Source organism: uncultured Flavobacterium sp., from assembly GCF_951805225.1.
In the GTDB taxonomy this organism is placed as follows: domain Bacteria; phylum Bacteroidota; class Bacteroidia; order Flavobacteriales; family Flavobacteriaceae; genus Flavobacterium.
Genome location: NZ_OX638201.1, coordinates 5,545,061 through 5,563,754, shown reverse-complemented (window position 1 = coordinate 5,563,754; position 18,694 = coordinate 5,545,061). Strand labels below are relative to the sequence as shown.

The following is an 18,694-nucleotide window of genomic DNA, read 5'->3' as shown; positions in this document are numbered from 1 at the left end:
TTTAATTAATAGCAGGACAATTACAGTCGTAACGTTCTCTTTTACAAAACAAATTAATTCCTAAAGTAATCTGGTGATAACCACCAGTATCAAATTTTACATCGCCTACAACTTGAGAATATGTATAAGCAAACATAAAGTTTTTGAAATTTACCCCAATTATAGGCGTAAAATATTGTAATTTTTGAGATGAAACTCCACTTCCGCTTCTATATTGAGCGCCATCAAAACTTCTTCTGTAAGATAATGCAGCCCATAAACTTCCGAAATCCATGTTTTTATACGCTTTCATGTTTAAGTCGATAGATTTCTGTTTTGTTTTGTCAAATAACTGAAACAAAATAGAAGGCTCCCAGGTAATATTTTCTCTTTTACCAAAAACATAACCTGCACTAAGCAAGAACTTTCTCAAGTTATCACTTTCATAATCCGTGTATATATCTCTTCTGGTTTCTAACAAACCCTGAACAGTTGCATGAGCATAAAAATCTAAATAGTTATAAGAAGCTCCAACATCTACATTGAAGTAAGAATCTTTTTGAATTTGCCCCGAAACAATTGGATCAAAAGTTGTTCCGAATTTAGTTTCGTCTAATTGATTTTGAATCAAACCTGCATTTATACCAAACGAAAGTTGATTTAAATCTACTTCGTCTCTTGAGAACATAATATGATGTGCATAAGTAAGCTTTACACCTTTTTGAGAATGGTAACCATTTTTATCATTAAACAGGATAATACCTGCACCGGATCTTTCTCCAATTCTTCCGTTCATACTTAAAGTTTGAAGTGACGGAGCGTCTTCCTGACCAAACCATTGCTTTCTGGCTGTCAGCCTTATTTTTGTACAATTCGCTGCTCCCGCCATCGACGGATGAATTAAGTAATAATTATCGGATAAATAATCAGAATAAACCGGAATCCCCTCTTGTGAATAAGAATAAAACGATGTAATAATAAAAATGAATAAAACCTTGATTCTAAATTCCATAAAGGCAATTTTGTTTACTTATATTTTTGACTCTCATAATTTAATACGATTTATTTGAAAAGAGTCTTAATTATTTTATTAAAAAATCAAATATAGGTATTAGTAGAAAATAAGTTTACTAAATTTGTAAAAATTTACAAATCATGACAAAAATCACCATAAAAGAAACTCAAAATCCAACGATCTTAAAGTTCGAGTTTGAAGATTTCATTACCCAAAATCAAAGTTTTGAGTTCAAAAATATAGATGAAGCACAAGCATCTCCATTAGCACAACAATTATTCTATCTTCCGTTTGTAAAAACAGTTTATATTTCAGGAAACTTTATCGCTATCGAAAGATACAGTATTGTAGAATGGGATGACGTTAAAGACGCTGTTGCTGAACAAATTGTAGCATTTGTTGACAAAGGTGGTGTTATCATAAAAGTTGATGAAACTACAACGAAAAAACAACCTATAACAGTTTACGGAGAAACAACTCCAAATCCTGCTGCTTTAAAATTTGTAGTTAGCAGAATGTTGACCAGAAATGCTGTAGAATACAAAAACATCGATCAGACTGCTTCTTCTCCTTTAGCAAAAGAATTATTCAAATTTCCTTATGTAAAAGAAGTTTTTATTGATGAAAATTATATTTCTGTAACAAAATATGACATTAATAATTGGGATGAAATTACATTAGAAGTTAGATCATTCATCAAACAATTTATCGAAAATGGAGGAACTGTTTTAGATGAAAGTTTAATTGAAGTTACGACTAAAAATGACATCACTAAAGATGAAGCATTTGACAAATTGGATGTTACTTCTCAACAAATCATCAATATCTTAGAAGAATATGTAAAACCTGCAGTTGCTGCTGACGGTGGAAATATCGCTTTTGATTCTTATAATGAAAACGACAAAACTGTAAAAGTAATTTTGCAAGGTGCTTGCAGTGGTTGTCCGTCATCTACTTTTACTCTAAAAAGTGGAATCGAAAATATGCTAAAAAGCATGTTAAACGATGAAGCGATCAAAGTAGAAGCTTTGAATGCATAATATTACGTTTTAAATAAACAGAAAGCGTCTGCCAATGGTAGACGCTTTTTTTTATATATCTTATTTACAATCAGTAAATTATTTTAACAATTACACTCCAATTCTTGTAAAAATGATTTAATATTGTATTCTTAACAAATCAAATTTCAAACCATGGGAGTAACATCATTTTTCAAGAATTTATTTGGCTCAGCCAAAGAAACCGCTACAGATTTGGCTAATCAGGCAGAAACTACTATCGAACAAGCTAAAGAAGCTGCTGCACCTTATGTAGAAAAAGCAGAGACTTTTGCAGAAGAAACTTTCGCAAAAGCTAAAGAAGCTTCGGAACCAATACTTGACAGTGCTGCAGAATATGCACATCAGGCAAAAGATATCGTGAGCGAATATGTAGAAAAAGCATCTGATTCAATAGGTGATGTAATTGACACGGTAAAAGAAAAAGCCGCAGATCTTACTCACGAAACTAAAGCGGTTGCTACAGAAACTGTAGTAGATGCTGCTGAAAAAACGGAAGATGCAACGGATGAAATTGTTGATGAAACTGCAGACAAGGAATAGATTCTTATTTTTCTTATAAAAGAAATATCTTTATATTTGCACCACTAATATACCTTCTCTTTTGAGAAGGTTTTTTTATTCTATAAAAACATGATGAGTCCAGAACAACTTAGCAATTACGCCACAAAATTTATTGACGTACTAGTTGATTATTCGCCTAAATTAATTTCGGCATTTCTAATTTTATTTGTTGGTATTTATGCCATCAGATTAATCAATAAAATCATTACCAAAGTAATGATTCAAAGAAATTTAGATCCCACATTAACAAAATTCCTTTCGGATATTTTAATATGGGCACTTCGAATTTTATTGTTTGTTACTTTTATTTCAAAACTTGGAATCGAGACTTCTTCGTTTGTTGCCATTTTAGGAGCAATGGGACTTGCAGTTGGTTTGTCTTTACAAGGTTCACTTTCTAACTTTGCAGGAGGAATGTTGATTATTGTTTTCAAACCTTTTAAAGTTGGCGATACTATCGAATCGCAAGGTGTGATTGCAACGGTATTAGAAATTCAAATTTTTGTTACCAAAATGCTTACAGCCAATAATCAAACTGTTTTTGTACCAAATGGTGCTTTATCAAACGGAACGATTATTAACTATTCGATGCAGGGAGAAAGAAGAGCAGATTTGACTTTTGCGGTTTCTTATGATTCTGATATCAAAAAAGCAAAGGAAGTTCTTTTGAATGTTTTAAACTCAAATCCTAAAGTACTTAAAAAGCCTGCTCCAGAGGTTTTCGTAAAAAACTTAACGGCTAGTTCTGTTGAATTTGCAGTTCGTCCTTGGGCAAAAAATGTAAATTATGGTTCTGTTTTTTCAGAGACTTTAGAAAATTGCAAAGCTGCACTTGACGAGGCTGGAATTAAAATCCAACCTTTTACACTTCAAAAATAAAATTGATTTATTGTTTTTTAGATGGCAATGTCATCATAAAATCTTTTAAATAATACGGTTCAAAATAAGCGACATCTACAGTGTCGCTTTTTTGATACTTATCATAACTGATTTTACTCATTGCCGAAGCCGAAGGGTATTTTATATCTTCCAGAAAAACAAAATTCTCTTTCGTTAAAACCGGTTTGCACTTTTCTGCACAATCGCCAACGAAATAAAGTACATCAGTATATTCTGCAAAAGATTCTTCTCTAATAACTTCTGCCTGAATTGCTCTTTCAACTTCTAGATTTGCAGTAAAAACTTCACTGTAGACTTCCATTCTTCTGGCATCGAGCATTGGAATTATTTTTCCATCAGAAACTTTGGCTTGAGAAGCTAAAGTTTGTAATGTATCAACTGCAATCAAAGGAAGATTTAATGCAAAACACAATCCTTTTGCTGCCGAAACTCCAATTCTTAATCCTGTATAAGATCCAGGACCCTGACTAACTGCAATTGCTGCTAAATCCTGAACACTTATTCCAGAGGCTTCTATTACATCTTCAATAAAAACATGGAGTTTTTCGGCATGCGAATAGCCTTCTTCGGCAATTTCTTTACATATAATGGTTTCTCCATTTTTTGCAATAGATACTGAACAATTTTTCGTAGCCGTTTCGATATTGAGAATAAAAGACAATGTATTTATATTTAATTATTTAAAAAATTACTTAGAAATTCCTGCATAAAGAAAAACACATACTATAATCAACAAAGGAACAATGCATAAATTTATTGCTAAAAAACCTAAGTAAATTAAAGCTTTTTTTCCAGCAGAAAAATAAACAAATTCTTCATTATAATACTCCGTTTTATATGCTTTATAATGAGTAAAAAACAGAAACACGATTACTAAAATCAATCCAATCCCGACGGATTCAAAGAAACTAGCTGGCGGACTTCCACATAATGAAATCATAAATACTAAAATTTCAAATTATTTCTTAGCTGTATCTGCTTTTTTAAGCTTCACTTTATCACCAGAATTTAATTCTTTAGAAACTGTAGTATAAGGTCCCGTAATTACAACATCTCCAGATTTTAAACCTGACATTACCTCGATATTAGTATCGTCCTGAATACCGGTTTTAATGATTCTGATTTTAGCTTTATCTCCTACTTTTACAAAAACGCATTCAAATTTCTTATCGCTTTTTGGAGCAACTTTTTTGTCTTCGCTTGGCTCTTCTACTTTAAAATCTTTTACCGCAGTTGTATCTGCTTTTACAACAACAGAACTAATTGGCACTGCCAAAACATTGTTCTTAGTTCTTGTAATAATATCAACAGTAGCCGTCATTCCTGGTCTAAACGGCGAATATGTACTTGGCTGACCTTCTAATAAATCTTTATAAGAGTCTTTTAAAATACGCACTTTAACCTTAAAATTAGTTACCTGATCTGATGTCAAAGCTGTACTTGCCGAATTAGAAATACTGGTTACAGTACCTTTAAATTTCTTTTTCAGATAAGCATCTACTTCAACATTAGCTTCGTCTCCAATTTTTACTTTAACAATGTCATTTTCGTTAACATCAACTTCAACTTCCATGTTGTTTAGGTTTGCCACTCTCAAAAGCTCTGTTCCAGCCATTTGTTGTGTTCCCAAAACACGCTCGCCTAACTCAACATTCAATACTGAAATTGTTCCATCGGCAGGAGCATAAATTAAAGTACGTCCAAGATTATCTTTAGCTTCTGTTACAGATGCTGATGCACTTTGAACATTATAATAAGAGCTTTGTTTGGTCGCTTTTGCTACTTCATAAGTAGAAACCGATTTATCCCAATCAGATTTTGAAATTACACCTTTGTCATATAACGTTTTATTACGCTCATAACTGGCTTTTGCTTCTCTATAACTTGCTTCAGATTGCGTTAAACCTGCTTTTGTACCAGATAAATTCGCAACAGATCTCTCTAATCCTGAAGTATATAAATCTGGATTTATCTTAACCAATAAATCGCCTTTTTTTACAACCTGACCTTCTTTTACATTTAATGCGATAATCTCACCCGAAACCATTGAAGAAAGTTTTACTTCAATTTCCGGCTGAATTTTACCTGTTGCCGAAACTGTTTCAACAATCGTGGAAGCCATTACTTTTGAAACTTCAACTTCTTTTCCTTCATCCTTATTTCCTATTACTCCCGATTTCGAAAGTCCAACTAAAGCAAAAATAACAATCAGCGCTCCGCCTACTAAGAAATAAACCGTCTTTTTTTTCATATAACTATTTTTTGATAATCGGGACAATTGGAATTCCAAAATAGAATTCAAGTATCTTTATTTTAAATATATAATCGTATTTTGTTCTAATAACGTCTGATTGCGCATTCGTTAATAATGTTTGAGCCTGAGTAAAATCAAAAGAATTCATCAAACCTACATCATACTTTTCTTTAGCATAATTATAAGCTTGTTGTCTTGCTTCTAATGTTACTGTTGAAGATTCAAACGTATTTAAAGCTCCTTTTGCATTTGTAAACGCAGTATAAACATTACGTTGCAAATCTAAACTTTTTTGTTCTAAATCTATTTTAGATTTCTCTAAACTTACCTTATTACGCTCGACATTATTTCTAACAGCGAAACCATTGAAAATTGGAACAGAAAGCTGGAATCCAAACGATTGTCCTTTATTATCACTAAATTGATCAAATATTGGCGCCGGACCTCCTAAGACAGGAGTAAAGTTATTTTGCAATACTGCCTGATTAGTTCCTTCAACAAAACCAATCTGAGATGTTGGATTGGCAGTATTTGGAACCGCTCCCCTTACAACATCAGAGTAACTTGCTCTTGTATTAAAATTATAAAAAGCACTTAAAGTTGGCTGATAAGCTCCTTTTGCAATTGCAACATTTTTCTCTGCAATCTCAAGATTAGTTTGTGCCAGTTTTAATTCAGTTCTTGTTTCTTTTGCTTTATTATAAATATCGATTGGACTTTGCGCCATGATATTATTTTCGTCTTTGGCATTTGTATCATCAACGACATCAAAATCAGCAAATTCTTTTAGCTGTAAAAGCTGCGCTAAACTTAATTTTGAAATCAATAAATTATTCTCTGAAACCGTGATTCCTTGTTGATCTGTTGCAATAGTAGCTTTTAGATCGTACAAATCTCCTCTTGGAATTGTTCCTGCATTTACCATTTCTTCAGAACGCGCTAAACGTTTTTCATCAATAGTTAATTGCTCTTTTTTTACTTTTAATTCTTCTTTATAAGATAAGATCTGAAGAAAAGCATTTGCAACATTCAAAGAAATATCTTCCTGCATTTTCAGCAATTGATATTGTGACGCTATAATAGATAGTTTTGATCTTCGATATGCATTTTGGTTTTGTAAACCTTTGTAAATATCTACTCCTGCACTTACACCAACAGAAGAATACTGAGTAGTCTGATTACGCAAAACCCCTGTTGTAACATCCTGGTTCAAACCAATATTCCAGGAGTGTGAAGCATTACCGTTTACCGACGGAAGATATTTACCAAAAGCATCTTTTTTATCAATATCAGCATTTTTTACATCTAACTCTGATAACTTTATTGTGATATTATTATCTAATGCATATCGCACGCATTCTTCTAAAGTCCATTGTTTTGATTGTGCATGGCCCGAAAATCCGAACCCGAATAACATTGCAAAAACAAGACTGTTATATTTATTTATTTTCATATATTTTGAATCAAAGCATAGTAAGTGACTACGCAAATTTAACATTTTTTAAAACCAAAAAACCCTTACAATTTCAGATTATTTTTTTTCTCCTTCACTAATTAAACCCTGATTCCAGATTTTAATTTTATCAGTGTTTTTGATACCGCTTTTAACCTGAACATAAATTCCATCGCTAACTCCTAATACAAGATCTTTTCTTTCAAACTTTTGAGGAACTGTTTCGATTTCAACATATGGTTTTTGAGTTTTCTTATCAAACTGAACCAAAGATTCTTTGATAGCCAAAACTTTATCTGCTTTTTCTAATATAATCGAAGCATTTGCGCTTAATCCTGCTCTGATAAAAGTAGCATCTCTATTTTCTAAAGAAGCTTTAATTTCAAATTGAATTGCACCATTTTCTACTACACCTTTTGGTGCAATATCTGTTAAACGAGCTTCAAATTTCTTGTTTTCAATTGCTCCAATTGTAATTTCAATTGGCATTTGAACTTTTATTTTTCCAACTTCAGATTCGTCAATTTTTCCAATAAAAATCATTCTTCCAACATCTGCAACACTAGCAATTGTAGTCCCTTCGTTAAAGTTATTACTTTCAATAACCTGATTTCCAACTTTTACAGGAACGGCTAAAACCATTCCGTTTACAGTTGAACGAATTAGGGTATTTGCATAACTTCCTAATGATGTTGTTGTTCCTGTTTTTACAATATCTAAACTCTGTCTTGCAGCAATATAGTTTTGTTTTGCTTGTGTGTAAGCTAATTGTGCTGCATCAAAATCATTGGCAGAAATAACTTCTTTTTCAAACAAAGTTTTTTGTCTTTTATAGATTTTTTCCTGATTATCTAAAGCAATTTTAGCCGTTTGCACTTGGTTTTGAGTAGAACTTACATTAGAAACGTTTGCTACAACTCTAATTTTCGCAATCATATCGCCTGCCTTAATTTTTTGACCTGCCTTGATATATACTTCCTCAATAATTCCAGAGATATTTGGTTTGATTAGGACCTCTTCATCCGGTTGAATATTACCTGTTGCGATTGTATTTTTTACGATCGTTTTAATTTCTGCTTTCTCCGTTTTAAAGACAATTGGCGACTCTTGATTTTTAGCATACAAATAGTAAAGTGCGCCAAAAAAAACTAAAGCAATAAAAATTAAAATGGTTACAGTTACTCCTTTTTTCATTTTGTTTTTGGTTTAATCGATTATTTTTGATTGATAATTTATTCTGATCGTAAAGCGTCTACCGGCTTCACATTAATTGCAGTTTGAGCCGGAATAAATCCTGCCAGTAAACCAGATCCTACTAATATTAATAAAGCTACAAATACAACTCTTAAGTCGACACTTGGATTCGCAAACATAGTGTCGCTGTTAGGTGGCATCGAAGCTAATGCAATATTCAAAATAGCAATAATTCCGGTCGCGACGGCAATACCCAACATTCCCGAAATAATAGTCAAAAAGATAGATTCAGATAAAATTTGTCCTCGAATAGCAGCCGGAGTTGCTCCCAAAGCTCTACGAATTCCAATTTCTTTTGTACGCTCTTTAACTACAATAAGCATGATATTTGATATACCAATTACTCCCGAAATTAAAACTAATGACCCAACAAAGTATGCGATAATTGTTAAGATCGTGAACAAACTTTGCACTTTATTGAATTGCTCATATAAATCGAAATTTCCAACTGCACGATCATCTGCAGGATTAATAGAATGTAACGATTTAATCAACTCTAAAATTTTTGGTTTTAAGTCCGTAATCGAAGTTTCATCTTTCGCGGTAAGCGCCATCCACCCTACTTTATCACCATAATTAAAAGCTTGCTGAAAAGTGGTAAACGGAACAAAAATATTTTTCTGTTCTTGTTCTGCATTCCCTCCTTGTTGTTTAGAGTTATAAACTCCAACCACCATAAAGTTAACACCGTTTATTTTTACATAAGTTCCAATAGATTCCTCTTCTTTTCCATAAAGTTCGCTAATAACTCCTTTTCCAATTACAGCAATTTTTCTTCTCTCATTAATATCTTGTTGGTTTATAAAACGTCCTTTTATAATATCCATTGGCTGCTGTTTGATCAGTTCCGGATAATCTCCATAAATGGTAAAAGAAGAAGTTTTAGTACCACGAACCACATTATTAGTTCCGTTAAAATCTCCTAATTGATTTCTTGGCGAAACATATAACAAATCCGGCAAAGCTGCTTTTAAAGCTGCTACATCGCTATTTCTAAAATCATAACGGCGCGTTTTAGGCAATCCTTTATAAGCTTTAGACGTTGTTTGGCTCCACATAAACATTGTATTGGTAGCTATTCCGTCGAACCCTCTTTTTACACCATTTTCAAGACCTTTTCCTGCAGCAAGTAATATTACCAAAATAAATATACCCCAAAATACCCCAAAAGCAGTTAGAACTGTCCTGAAAACATTGGCCGTTAAAGCCTGTAAAATTTCGTCCCAATTATCTTTTTTAAACATAATTATTCGTCTCTAAGTGCTACAATAGGTTTAATTTTAGCCGCTCTGTATGCTGGAAAAAATCCTGCCATTGCGCCCGCAAATACAAGTAAAGCAAGTGTCGTTAAAGCCACATTGAAATCTACCTGAGGATTTTGAAAATATTCACTCTGCACCATCGGACCTACAAATTCCAACAATAATAAACTCGCAAGCAATCCCGTAAAACCAGCAATTGTGGTAATAAAAATAGACTCGTGAAGTATCATTGAAATAATTGAAAAAGGAGACGCCCCCAACGCCTTCCTGATTCCAATTTCTTTAGTTCTTTCTTTTACGATAATAAGCATAATATTACTCACACCAACAACACCGGCAATAATGGTACAAATACCAACCCACCAAAAGAATAGCCTGATATATAAATTCAAATCATAAAATTGCTTCGCATCTTTAACTGAATTATAAACTCCAATACCACTATCATCATCAGGAGCAACCATGTTTCGGCTTTTAAGCAAATTCTTCAAATCTTGTGTAAATTTTTCAGATTGTGCCAGAGCTTCATCATAATTATCTGTTTTTTTCATCGTAAAAAACAAATTGCTAATTTTATCTCCATTCCCAAAAGCTCTTTGTACAGTCGTTAAAGGTAAATAAGCCCTTGCTTCTTCTCTTTCTCCTCCCGGATCAGTAAAAATTCCGACTACTTTGAAATTGATACCATTAATTATGATTTCTTTACCAAGAGCATCTTTATCTTTAAAAAGATCCGTTTTAATTTTCATTCCAATACAAGCCACTTTTTCATTATTGGCCATATCACTATCATTCACATATCGGCCTTGAACTACCACTAAATTCTCAACTCGGTCATATTCCGGAGTAACTCCTCTATATTGATAACTTCCAGATTCTTTTCCGTATGAAAATGGAGCTCCCCAAAAATTATAAGTCGAAGCTCTCAAATCTAACTTATCATCAAATTTCTGCACAGATTGTTTGTAATCAGCATCTCTGTACTGAATTTGTCTCCCGGGATTTAACCCTTTATATTCTTTGGTCGTAGTTCCTGACCAAACCTCAATAATCCCTGCGGCATCACGTTCAAATTGTTTTTCAATTCCGTTTTGAAGCCCTTTACCCGCTCCAAGCAAAATCACAAGGATAAAAATACCCGAAGCCACAGAAACACCGGTAAGAAATGTTCTTAACCGATTTTTCGAGATTGCCTCAAAGATTTCCTGCCAACGCTCAATATTAAACATAAGATGAAGCTCTAACTTGTTCTACCATTTTATCATCGATAATTAATCCATCTTTCAGGACCACATTTCTTTTGCACATTGCGGCAATATCAGGCTCGTGTGTAACGATCAGAATAGTTTTTCCTTCGTCGTTAATTCCTTGAATAAGCTCCATTACTTCATAAGAAGTTTTGGTATCTAAAGCTCCCGTTGGCTCATCTGCCAGTAAAACTTTTGGATTTGACGCCAATGCTCTTGCAATTGCAACACGCTGTTTTTGTCCTCCGGAAAGTTCACTTGGTAAATGGTGAGAATGAGTTCCTAAACCAACTTTCTCCAAATATCTCATTGCAATCTCATAACGTTCCTTTCTTTTTATACCTTGATAGTATAATGGCATAGCAACATTATCGAGTGCTGTTTTATAATTTATCAAATTGAATGACTGAAATACAAATCCCAAAAACTTATTTCGATATCTTGAAGCGATTGTTTCATTTAAGTTTTTAATCGGGGTTTTATCTAAAATATAACTACCAGAATCAGCTTCATCAAGAATTCCTAAAATATTAAGAAGCGTAGATTTACCAGATCCCGAAGATCCCATAATCGCAACTAATTCCCCTTCAGCAATATTAAAATTTATCCCTTTTAACACATGTAAACTAGAACTTCCCATCTTATAGGACTTGTGTAAATCTTTAATTTCGATCATGGTATTGTTAAATTTTAAAACAATAATAACATTTTTATTAAGTAAATTATGATAAGAAAACGTTAATAATTCCGTTTTGTTATTTAGATAAGACTCTATTTGTTATCAATTGTTACACTTTTTTAAGATAATTTAATAGTTTTCTTAATTTTGCATCACTCAAAAAAATCTTAACCATGAAGTTTTTTTCAATTCTTTCTTTATCTACAGTACTTGCCGTACTTGTTAGCTGTTCTACAACCCAAAAATTAGAAACGTTAAAACCCGAACCAGATGATGCAAGTCCATTGGTTTATGATGCAAATCCTTCGTTTATAAACCTGCCAATCACAGTAAAACTAAGTGATATTGAAAACCAAACCAACACTTTGCTGAATGGATTAATCTATGAAGACAACAACATTGAAGATGATGATATCGAAATGAAAATCTGGAAACAGGCTCCGATAAAAATTCAGAATGATCCGGCAAATCCAGATAAAAAAATCAAAACAATTTTACCGTTAAAAGCGACAATCAAATATAGAATTGGAACTAAAAAACTGGGAATTGAACTTTACGATACCAGAGAATTTAACTTAAACGGTGTGATTACTTTGTCAAGCGAAGTTGCACTGACGAATTGGAAATTAAACACTAAAACAGAATTCAAATCTCTTGATTGGAACGAAAGTCCAACGATGCTTGTTTTTGGAAAAAGTATGCCGATAACTTATTTGGTAAATCCGGCAATTTCGATCTTTAAATCAAAAATCGAAAAAAGTATAGATCAGGCAATTGAAAAATCAATGGATTTTAAACCGAATGTTTTATCTGCTTTAGAAAAAATCTGTACTCCTTTTCAAATGAGTGATACTTATGAAACTTGGTTAAGAATTGTTCCTATCGAAATTTATTCTACCAATGCTAAACTTAAAAATGATTTGTTTTTATTGGATATGGGAATGAAATGCAACATGGAAACTATTGTTGGCAAACAACCTGAATCAAAATTTAGCGCCAGTAAAATTGTATTGAAACCTGTGGCTAAAATCCCAAATCAAATTTCAGCCAATATTGCCGCGATTTCAACTTATATAGATGCTTCAAAAATAATGACCAAGAATTTTGCTGGTCAGGAATTTGGTTCGGGAAGTAAAAAAATAACCGTTAAAAACGTTGCGATTTGGCACAAAGACGGAAAAATGGTTATTGCGCTTGACATTTTAGGATCAATAAACGGAACCATTTATTTGAATGGATTTCCACAATACAATCCGAAAACTAAAGAAATCTATTTCGAGAAACTGGATTATGTTTTAGATACAAAAAGTAAACTAATGAGAACCGCAAGTTGGTTAGGTCAAGGTTACATCTTAAGAAAAATGGAAGAAAGTTGTCGTTATTCAATACAACCAAATTTAGAAGATGGTAAAAAGAATATCGCTGCGTATCTGAAAAACTATTCTCCGATGCCTGGTGTATTTGTAAATGGAAAAATGGAAGATATTCAGTTTGATAAAATTCAATTGACAAATCAAGCTATAATCGCTTTTATCAAAATAAACGGAACGGTAAATGTCTCTGTTGACGGATTGAAATAAGTAAGTCGAAAGTTTAAAAGTCGTAAAGTCAAAAGAACTTATATCAATAAAAACTATTCTTAATCAACATATTACTCATTTTAGCTAATTTTAAAATACAATAATATATTGTGATTATTACTTAAAAAGAAAAAAGCAGAATAATTATTCTGCTTTTTTCTTTTTTGATTGGTACATTCTATAAATTAGATATCCAATTATCGCAACAAGTAAATACGGAATCACCATCAAATAAACGATTCCATTATTTACAGCTTCTGCTTTTTTTACATTCGAATCTCCGGCAAGAGCCGCACGACACATTGCGCATTGAGCGTTTGCTGCAAGAGAAAAGAAAATAGAGAATAGAACATAGATCAATCTTACTGACGAAGATCTTCTATTGACTCTATTTTCTATATTCTGTGTTCTATATTCTTTTTTAATTAATCTATTTTTCATCTTAAGCATAATAAGGCGCAATCATTAAGTAAACTACAACACCAGTTACCGCAACGTATAACCAAAGCGGGAAAGTTATTTTAGCTATTTTTTTATGTCTGTCAAATCGTTGTGCAAGAGCTCTCACGTAAGTAATCAATACTAGCGGAATAATTGCAATAGACAATAAAATATGGGTTATTAAAATAAAGAAATAGATGTAACGAAGTGCTCCAATTTTTGCAGTTTCAGCCAAATCAAGAATTCCATCGTGATTTAAATCTCCAAACTTTGTTGAATCAGCCGTCATATGATACGCAACATACATGGCTAAAAATGCAAGCGATAATGCTATTGCAAAAGTCATTAAACGTTCATGTAATTTACGTTTTCCGTTTTTAATAGCAATTACACCCCAAACTAATACAATTGCCGTTATTCCATTTGTAGTAGCATAAATTGGAGGCAAGAATGAAAGTGGTTCTACATTGATTCCAAAATCTTTTAATTTTACAGCAAACAATATCGCAACCAAAGTTGGTATTACAATTGAAACGGCAATAATAAGCTTGCTATATTTTTTTTCTAATGAATTATCTTCCATTTTTATTCTTCTAATAGTATTTTAATATCTTCCTGAATTTCTCTTACTCCTTTTTTATCAAGTCCGTCGTAGTATAAAATTGGATTTCCAAAATCATCTTTTCTACAACGAATATTTCCATCTTTATCAATTAAAGCAAACAAACCTGAATGTTCAAATCCTCCATTTACTTTATCATTTTCTCCAGCGTACAAATTAAATCCTTTGTTTGACAAGTTCATAATCGTTTCTCTATCTCCCGTTAGGAAATTCCAGTTTGAAGATTTTACTCCCAAAAGTTTCGCATGATCTTTTAAAACTTGTGGCGTATCATGTTTTGGATCGATAGTTATAGAGACAATTCCGAAATTAGGATTACCAAAAAAAGTTTTCTCAATTTCTAACATGCTTAAATTCATCTTTGGACAAATTGACGGACAAGTAGTAAAGAAAAATTCCAAAACATATACTTTCCCTTTGTACGTTGCATTTGAAATTTTAGCATTATCCTGATTTGTTAATTCAAATTTAGGAGCCGGGCCAATGGTTAATAATTTACTATCAGATTTTGAAGATTTCAAACCCACATTATCTAAGCGGTTTCCTTTTACCACTTCTCCATTTTTTATTCTGTCAACAATTTTTGGTACAGCATAAATTCCAAAGATTAAAACGATAAACGAAATTCCGATATATGATTTATTTTTAAACATGATATAAAGATTAAAGTTCTTTTGTTGCGTTGTGATTCTTTTTAAGAGCAGCACGATATTCGTAAAGAATGATTTTGAAATCATCTAACATTTCGTTGCTCAACTCAGAAGGATGAAAAGTATTATATCCTTCTTTGTATTCATCTTTATCTTTTCTTCCTCTTAAATTTCGTTCTTTATCTACGATATAGACATTTGAAGTTCCAAGATTCGAATCTAGTTTACCTTTTAAATGAAGTTGATCATAATAAGCTTTGATTTCATCTGGTGAAGCAAAAATAAAATGCCAACCCGAAACATCTGTAAAAGCACCTAAAGATTCTTCAATTTTTTGAGCATCTTTTTCCGTTCCTAACGGACAAACTACCACAAACTGCAAATCTTTGAAACCATTATAACGTTGGTAAATTTTTTCGTTTAAGTTGAAAAAATTTCCTCTGTTCTTTAAAATCTCAGAACCGGAAAAACCAAGAATCGTAATTTTATTATTTAAAGTGACTTTTTCTCCTTTAAGAGTTTTCCAATTACCAAAGTCGGCAATTTTAGGAGTGATTGTGGGAAGTTTAGTAAAACTATTTACACCTGAAGCAAAAAACAAATAGGCTACAATTGGCAAAACAAAAAGTACAAAGAGAACTATATTTTTTTTCATTGTATTAACAAAAGTTATTGAGGTACAAAAATAAAAAAAGCTCCGTTAAACGGAGCTTCTTTTCGAATTAATATCATGTTAAAAATTCCATTTAATAGTAGAATCTTTAAAAACCCCATAAATATAATGTCCTTCTGTCAAAAGAATAAACAATAAATATAAAACTAGGAAAATAACTGGTGAAACAACTGACCACCTAAGGCTGCTTTTTTCACCTTCCATGTGCATAAATGCCCATACTATATAATATGCTTTGAATATTGTTAAGATATAAAATATCCAGTTCAATAAATTCAAACCTACAAAATGATTAAATTCTAAAACTCCAGGCTTCAAAATACCTAAAATTACTTCTACTGTAGTTACTGCAGATAATAATGCAAAAACAAACCAGATTCTCTTTGTATTTGATACGTGTTCGTGTGACATAATAATAAAAATCTAAAATTAAACTAAGTAGAAAACTGTAAATACAAATACCCAAACTAAATCGACAAAGTGCCAGTATAAACCAACTTTCTCTACCATTTCGTAGCTTCTTCTTTTCTCGTAAGTTCCTAACAATACATTAAAGAAAATAATGATGTTAATGATTACTCCAGAGAATACGTGGAATCCGTGGAATCCTGTAATGAAGAAGAAGAAATCAGCAAATAATTTACTTCCGTATTCATTTCTAGTTAAGTTTGCTCCTTCTACTACATATTTCGCAGTACTTAAGCGAGTCTCAGACTCAGCTCTTGTCAATACTGTTTTTTTCTTTTTATCAGTAAGTTGTTCTGTTCTGATTAATAATTCAGGGTGAGCTTTAAAACCTGCCTGAATTTCAGCAACTGAATATGTTGGTACTGTTTCAGCACTTTCCATAAACCATTTTCCTTTTGCTCTGGTAAGCGCTTCCGGTTGTTCCGGTAATTTTACAGCAAACTCTTCAAGAGCTACTCTTTTACCATCTTTATCAACAAACTGCAATAAACTTCCTCCTACTGTTTCTACTGCTCCGTATTCACCTTTAATGAAGTTTTTCCATTCCCAAGCTTGAGAACCAACGAAAATTAAACCTCCAATAATAGTTAAGAACATGTAGATTGCAACTTTTGTTTTTTTCAATTGGTGACCTGCGTCAACAGCCAAAACCATTGTTACAGATGAGAAAATTAAAATAAAAGTCATTAAGGCCACATAATACATTGGAGCCGAAACACCATGCATAAATGGGAAGTGAGTAAACACTTCATCAGCCAAAGGCCAAGTTTCAATAAATTTAAATCTAGAAAAACCATAAGCAGCAAGGAATCCAGAGAATGTTAAGGCATCCGATACGATAAAAAACCACATCATCATTTTACCATAACTTGCTCCTAATGGCTGGATATCTCCGCCTCCCCAAGTTTTTTCGTCGTTATTTGCAGTAGTAACTGTCGCTTCCATAAAAGATATTCGTTAAAAAGTTCCCAAATTTACGTTTTTTTCTTATTTAAAGAAATATAAAAATAAAAATAAATATACCCATAATAAATCCAAAAAGTGCCAATACATCGCACCTAGTTCTATACCAAGAGTTTGAGTCAAATTGTATTTTTGTTTAAAATGATTATAAATTATAATTAAAAGTGAAATTAGCCCTCCAGCCAAGTGTAATAAGTGTGTTACGGTTACTACATAAAGAAAAGTTGTAGTAATTGAACTACCTTCTCCAGTGAAATAATACCCGCTTTTTACGATTTGTCCAAAACCTACAAATTGCAAAACCACAAATAAAATCCCTAAAGCCAATGTTCCTAAAAGTAATGCTGTAGTTGCGCTTCTATTGTCTTTTTGAATTGCTTTTTTAGCCAGATAAAAAGTAACACTACATCCTATAATTACTGCTGTGCTGTAAAAAAATGCTGTTGGTAATTCAAAATTCTTCAACCAGTCAGCTCTTGATTTACTTACTACAAATGCACTTGTAAGTCCGGCAAACATCATTGTCATACTTACCATTGCGAATAACAAAATCAGTTTTGCCGATTTTGCGCTCCTTACTTGTTCCTCGCCTTTTGTCATTGTCATTTCCATAACTATCTTAAAAATTTATCTACTATATATATTATTTGCAATAATGAGATATACGAAACACTTACCAACATCAATGTTCTTGCTGCTTTTGCCGTTCTTAATTGATACAAACGAACTGCATAAAACAACATCCACAATCCTAATAAAAAGACTAAAATTGCCGCGATTGGCGTAATAAATAATTGCCCTGTATATCCTAAAACCGGCAATAATGACGCTATGATAAGCCAAACTGTATATAATATAATCTGTAAAGCAGTTCCTTTATCTTTTTTTCCTGTTGGAAGCATAAAGATACCTGCCTTTTCGTAATCTTCATATAAAAACCATCCGATTGCCCAGAAATGAGGGAATTGCCAGAAAAACTGAATTAAAAACAAGGTTCCGGCTTCGATACCAAATTCTCCTGTTGCTGCAACCCAGCCTAACATAAACGGAATTGCACCCGGAAATGCACCGACAAAAACTGATAACGAAGTTACTGTTTTTAAAGGTGTATAAATGCTTGTATATAAAAATATTGAAATTGCAGCAAACATTGCCGACTTCGCATTGATTGTATACAATAAAGTTATGCCAATTATTGTAAGCAAACTTGCTACAAACAAAGCCACTCTTGGTGACATACGCCCAGAAGGAACCGGACGATTTTTAGTACGATCCATTAAAGAATCGATATCTTTTTCGATTACCTGATTAAAAGCATTTGATGCTCCAACCATACAATAACCTCCAATCATCAAAACAATCAAAACGCTCCATTTAAAAGGATGCGCATCATTAACACCTAACAAATATCCGGCAATGGAAGAAAACAACACACTAATAGCCAAACCAGCCTTTGTTATCTCTTTGAAATCGTTAAATATTGATTTTATTGAAAATGTATTTTTAGTAGCGTTCAATACGGTAATTGTTTGTATGTTTTTTTTGAGTGGTGCAAATGTACAAATTAGATTGTAGAATCATGACCTATAAAATTAGATTTTTTTCAATAAAACCTTTACAAAATAAGGACTT

At 32.5% G+C, this 18,694-nt stretch carries 21 protein-coding genes; 4 read left to right on the top strand and 17 right to left on the bottom strand.

Annotated elements, in window-relative coordinates:
• Position 1: 1 nt before the first annotated feature.
• Positions 2-991, bottom strand: coding sequence for a type IX secretion system membrane protein PorP/SprF (locus WN975_RS23135; RefSeq protein ID WP_337968532.1), 990 nt, complete (start codon positions 989-991; stop codon positions 2-4).
• A gap of 143 nt (positions 992-1,134) precedes the next feature.
• On the opposite strand from WN975_RS23135, the gene WN975_RS23130 reads away from it, so the two are divergent.
• The 3 genes from WN975_RS23130 (at position 1,135) to WN975_RS23120 (ending at position 3,495) form a co-directional block, all read left to right on the top strand.
• The gene (locus WN975_RS23130) at positions 1,135-2,034 is read left to right on the top strand and encodes a NifU family protein (protein WP_337968531.1); all 900 of its coding nucleotides are present in this window, start codon (positions 1,135-1,137) and stop codon (positions 2,032-2,034) included.
• Positions 2,035-2,187: 153 nt separating this feature from the next.
• A complete protein-coding gene (locus WN975_RS23125) occupies positions 2,188-2,595 on the top strand; it encodes a YtxH domain-containing protein (protein WP_337968530.1) in 408 nt (135 codons plus the stop codon).
• 90 nt (positions 2,596-2,685) lie between these two features.
• Positions 2,686-3,495: a mechanosensitive ion channel gene (locus WN975_RS23120; protein WP_337968529.1), complete on the top strand. Its 810-nt coding sequence runs from the start codon at positions 2,686-2,688 to the stop codon at positions 3,493-3,495.
• A 7-nt stretch (positions 3,496-3,502) separates the two neighbouring features.
• Here the strand turns inward: WN975_RS23120 and tsaB are convergent, their stop codons facing one another.
• The 8 genes from tsaB to WN975_RS23080 all read right to left on the bottom strand — a co-directional run bounded on the left by tsaB (position 3,503) and on the right by WN975_RS23080 (position 11,662).
• On the bottom strand, positions 3,503-4,177 hold the full coding sequence (gene tsaB / locus WN975_RS23115; RefSeq protein ID WP_337968528.1) for a tRNA (adenosine(37)-N6)-threonylcarbamoyltransferase complex dimerization subunit type 1 TsaB: 675 nt from the start codon (positions 4,175-4,177) through the stop codon (positions 3,503-3,505).
• Between the two features lie 27 nt (positions 4,178-4,204).
• The gene (locus WN975_RS23110; RefSeq protein WP_337968527.1) at positions 4,205-4,456 is read right to left on the bottom strand and encodes a hypothetical protein; all 252 of its coding nucleotides are present in this window, start codon (positions 4,454-4,456) and stop codon (positions 4,205-4,207) included.
• 18 nt (positions 4,457-4,474) lie between these two features.
• Positions 4,475-5,767: an efflux RND transporter periplasmic adaptor subunit gene (locus WN975_RS23105; protein ID WP_337968526.1), complete on the bottom strand. Its 1,293-nt coding sequence runs from the start codon at positions 5,765-5,767 to the stop codon at positions 4,475-4,477.
• A gap of 4 nt (positions 5,768-5,771) precedes the next feature.
• A complete protein-coding gene (locus WN975_RS23100; protein ID WP_337968525.1) occupies positions 5,772-7,223 on the bottom strand; it encodes a TolC family protein in 1,452 nt (483 codons plus the stop codon).
• A gap of 78 nt (positions 7,224-7,301) precedes the next feature.
• Complete coding sequence (locus tag WN975_RS23095) at positions 7,302-8,417, bottom strand: efflux RND transporter periplasmic adaptor subunit (protein ID WP_121326794.1); 1,116 nt, start codon at positions 8,415-8,417, stop codon at positions 7,302-7,304.
• A 38-nt stretch (positions 8,418-8,455) separates the two neighbouring features.
• Positions 8,456-9,721 (bottom strand): ABC transporter permease, encoded by a 1,266-nt coding sequence (locus tag WN975_RS23090; protein ID WP_337968524.1) that lies wholly within the window; start codon positions 9,719-9,721, stop codon positions 8,456-8,458.
• Positions 9,722-9,723: 2 nt separating this feature from the next.
• Positions 9,724-10,968, bottom strand: coding sequence for an ABC transporter permease (locus WN975_RS23085; RefSeq protein WP_337968523.1), 1,245 nt, complete (start codon positions 10,966-10,968; stop codon positions 9,724-9,726).
• Positions 10,961-11,662 carry an ABC transporter ATP-binding protein gene (locus WN975_RS23080; RefSeq protein ID WP_337968522.1) on the bottom strand — a complete coding sequence of 234 codons (702 nt, stop codon included), beginning with the start codon at positions 11,660-11,662 and terminating at the stop codon, positions 10,961-10,963. Before WN975_RS23080 ends, WN975_RS23085 begins: the two co-directional genes overlap by 8 nt.
• A 176-nt stretch (positions 11,663-11,838) precedes the next feature.
• Between WN975_RS23080 and WN975_RS23075 the strand changes: the two genes are divergently transcribed.
• Entirely contained in the window at positions 11,839-13,245 is a 1,407-nt protein-coding gene (locus WN975_RS23075) for a DUF4403 family protein (protein ID WP_337968521.1), read from the top strand.
• Between the two features lie 144 nt (positions 13,246-13,389).
• Here WN975_RS23075 and WN975_RS23070 read toward each other — a convergent pair whose 3' ends face one another.
• The 8 genes from WN975_RS23070 to cyoE form a co-directional block, all read right to left on the bottom strand.
• Complete coding sequence (locus tag WN975_RS23070) at positions 13,390-13,695, bottom strand: hypothetical protein (protein ID WP_337968520.1); 306 nt, start codon at positions 13,693-13,695, stop codon at positions 13,390-13,392.
• Positions 13,688-14,269: a DUF420 domain-containing protein gene (locus tag WN975_RS23065; RefSeq protein WP_337968519.1), complete on the bottom strand. Its 582-nt coding sequence runs from the start codon at positions 14,267-14,269 to the stop codon at positions 13,688-13,690. The genes WN975_RS23070 and WN975_RS23065 overlap by 8 nt, the downstream gene beginning before the upstream one ends.
• Before the next feature lie 2 nt (positions 14,270-14,271).
• Positions 14,272-14,961 (bottom strand): SCO family protein, encoded by a 690-nt coding sequence (locus tag WN975_RS23060; RefSeq protein ID WP_099710765.1) that lies wholly within the window; start codon positions 14,959-14,961, stop codon positions 14,272-14,274.
• Positions 14,962-14,971: 10 nt separating this feature from the next.
• Complete coding sequence (locus WN975_RS23055; RefSeq protein WP_337968518.1) at positions 14,972-15,613, bottom strand: hypothetical protein; 642 nt, start codon at positions 15,611-15,613, stop codon at positions 14,972-14,974.
• Between the two features lie 78 nt (positions 15,614-15,691).
• Positions 15,692-16,042: a cytochrome C oxidase subunit IV family protein gene (locus WN975_RS23050; protein WP_099710763.1), complete on the bottom strand. Its 351-nt coding sequence runs from the start codon at positions 16,040-16,042 to the stop codon at positions 15,692-15,694.
• An 18-nt stretch (positions 16,043-16,060) separates the two neighbouring features.
• Entirely contained in the window at positions 16,061-17,044 is a 984-nt protein-coding gene (locus tag WN975_RS23045; RefSeq protein ID WP_337968517.1) for a cytochrome c oxidase subunit 3, read from the bottom strand.
• 42 nt (positions 17,045-17,086) lie between these two features.
• Positions 17,087-17,674 (bottom strand): cytochrome c oxidase subunit 3, encoded by a 588-nt coding sequence (locus tag WN975_RS23040; protein ID WP_337968516.1) that lies wholly within the window; start codon positions 17,672-17,674, stop codon positions 17,087-17,089.
• A 2-nt stretch (positions 17,675-17,676) separates the two neighbouring features.
• Positions 17,677-18,579 (bottom strand): heme o synthase, encoded by a 903-nt coding sequence (gene cyoE, locus WN975_RS23035; RefSeq protein WP_099710760.1) that lies wholly within the window; start codon positions 18,577-18,579, stop codon positions 17,677-17,679.
• Positions 18,580-18,694 lie beyond the last annotated feature (115 nt).

What these genes read in the sequence shown, in the direction of transcription:
- WN975_RS23125 (WP_337968530.1), top strand. Translation starts at nt 2,188, where the DNA reads ATGGGAGTAACATCATTTTTCAAGAATTTATTTGGCTCAGCCAAAGAA.
- WN975_RS23075 (WP_337968521.1), top strand. Translation starts at nt 11,839, where the DNA reads ATGAAGTTTTTTTCAATTCTTTCTTTATCTACAGTACTTGCCGTACTT.
- WN975_RS23095 (WP_121326794.1), bottom strand. Translation starts at nt 8,417, where the DNA reads ATGAAAAAAGGAGTAACTGTAACCATTTTAATTTTTATTGCTTTAGTT.
- WN975_RS23050 (WP_099710763.1), bottom strand. Translation starts at nt 16,042, where the DNA reads ATGTCACACGAACACGTATCAAATACAAAGAGAATCTGGTTTGTTTTT.
- WN975_RS23065 (WP_337968519.1), bottom strand. Translation starts at nt 14,269, where the DNA reads ATGGAAGATAATTCATTAGAAAAAAAATATAGCAAGCTTATTATTGCC.
- WN975_RS23070 (WP_337968520.1), bottom strand. Translation starts at nt 13,695, where the DNA reads ATGCTTAAGATGAAAAATAGATTAATTAAAAAAGAATATAGAACACAG.
- WN975_RS23045 (WP_337968517.1), bottom strand. Translation starts at nt 17,044, where the DNA reads ATGGAAGCGACAGTTACTACTGCAAATAACGACGAAAAAACTTGGGGA.
- WN975_RS23105 (WP_337968526.1), bottom strand. Translation starts at nt 5,767, where the DNA reads ATGAAAAAAAAGACGGTTTATTTCTTAGTAGGCGGAGCGCTGATTGTT.
- WN975_RS23130 (WP_337968531.1), top strand. Translation starts at nt 1,135, where the DNA reads ATGACAAAAATCACCATAAAAGAAACTCAAAATCCAACGATCTTAAAG.
- WN975_RS23040 (WP_337968516.1), bottom strand. Translation starts at nt 17,674, where the DNA reads ATGGAAATGACAATGACAAAAGGCGAGGAACAAGTAAGGAGCGCAAAA.
- WN975_RS23055 (WP_337968518.1), bottom strand. Translation starts at nt 15,613, where the DNA reads ATGAAAAAAAATATAGTTCTCTTTGTACTTTTTGTTTTGCCAATTGTA.
- WN975_RS23060 (WP_099710765.1), bottom strand. Translation starts at nt 14,961, where the DNA reads ATGTTTAAAAATAAATCATATATCGGAATTTCGTTTATCGTTTTAATC.
- WN975_RS23090 (WP_337968524.1), bottom strand. Translation starts at nt 9,721, where the DNA reads ATGTTTAAAAAAGATAATTGGGACGAAATTTTACAGGCTTTAACGGCC.
- WN975_RS23100 (WP_337968525.1), bottom strand. Translation starts at nt 7,223, where the DNA reads ATGAAAATAAATAAATATAACAGTCTTGTTTTTGCAATGTTATTCGGG.
- WN975_RS23085 (WP_337968523.1), bottom strand. Translation starts at nt 10,968, where the DNA reads ATGTTTAATATTGAGCGTTGGCAGGAAATCTTTGAGGCAATCTCGAAA.
- WN975_RS23080 (WP_337968522.1), bottom strand. Translation starts at nt 11,662, where the DNA reads ATGATCGAAATTAAAGATTTACACAAGTCCTATAAGATGGGAAGTTCT.
- WN975_RS23135 (WP_337968532.1), bottom strand. Translation starts at nt 991, where the DNA reads ATGGAATTTAGAATCAAGGTTTTATTCATTTTTATTATTACATCGTTT.
- WN975_RS23110 (WP_337968527.1), bottom strand. Translation starts at nt 4,456, where the DNA reads ATGATTTCATTATGTGGAAGTCCGCCAGCTAGTTTCTTTGAATCCGTC.
- WN975_RS23120 (WP_337968529.1), top strand. Translation starts at nt 2,686, where the DNA reads ATGATGAGTCCAGAACAACTTAGCAATTACGCCACAAAATTTATTGAC.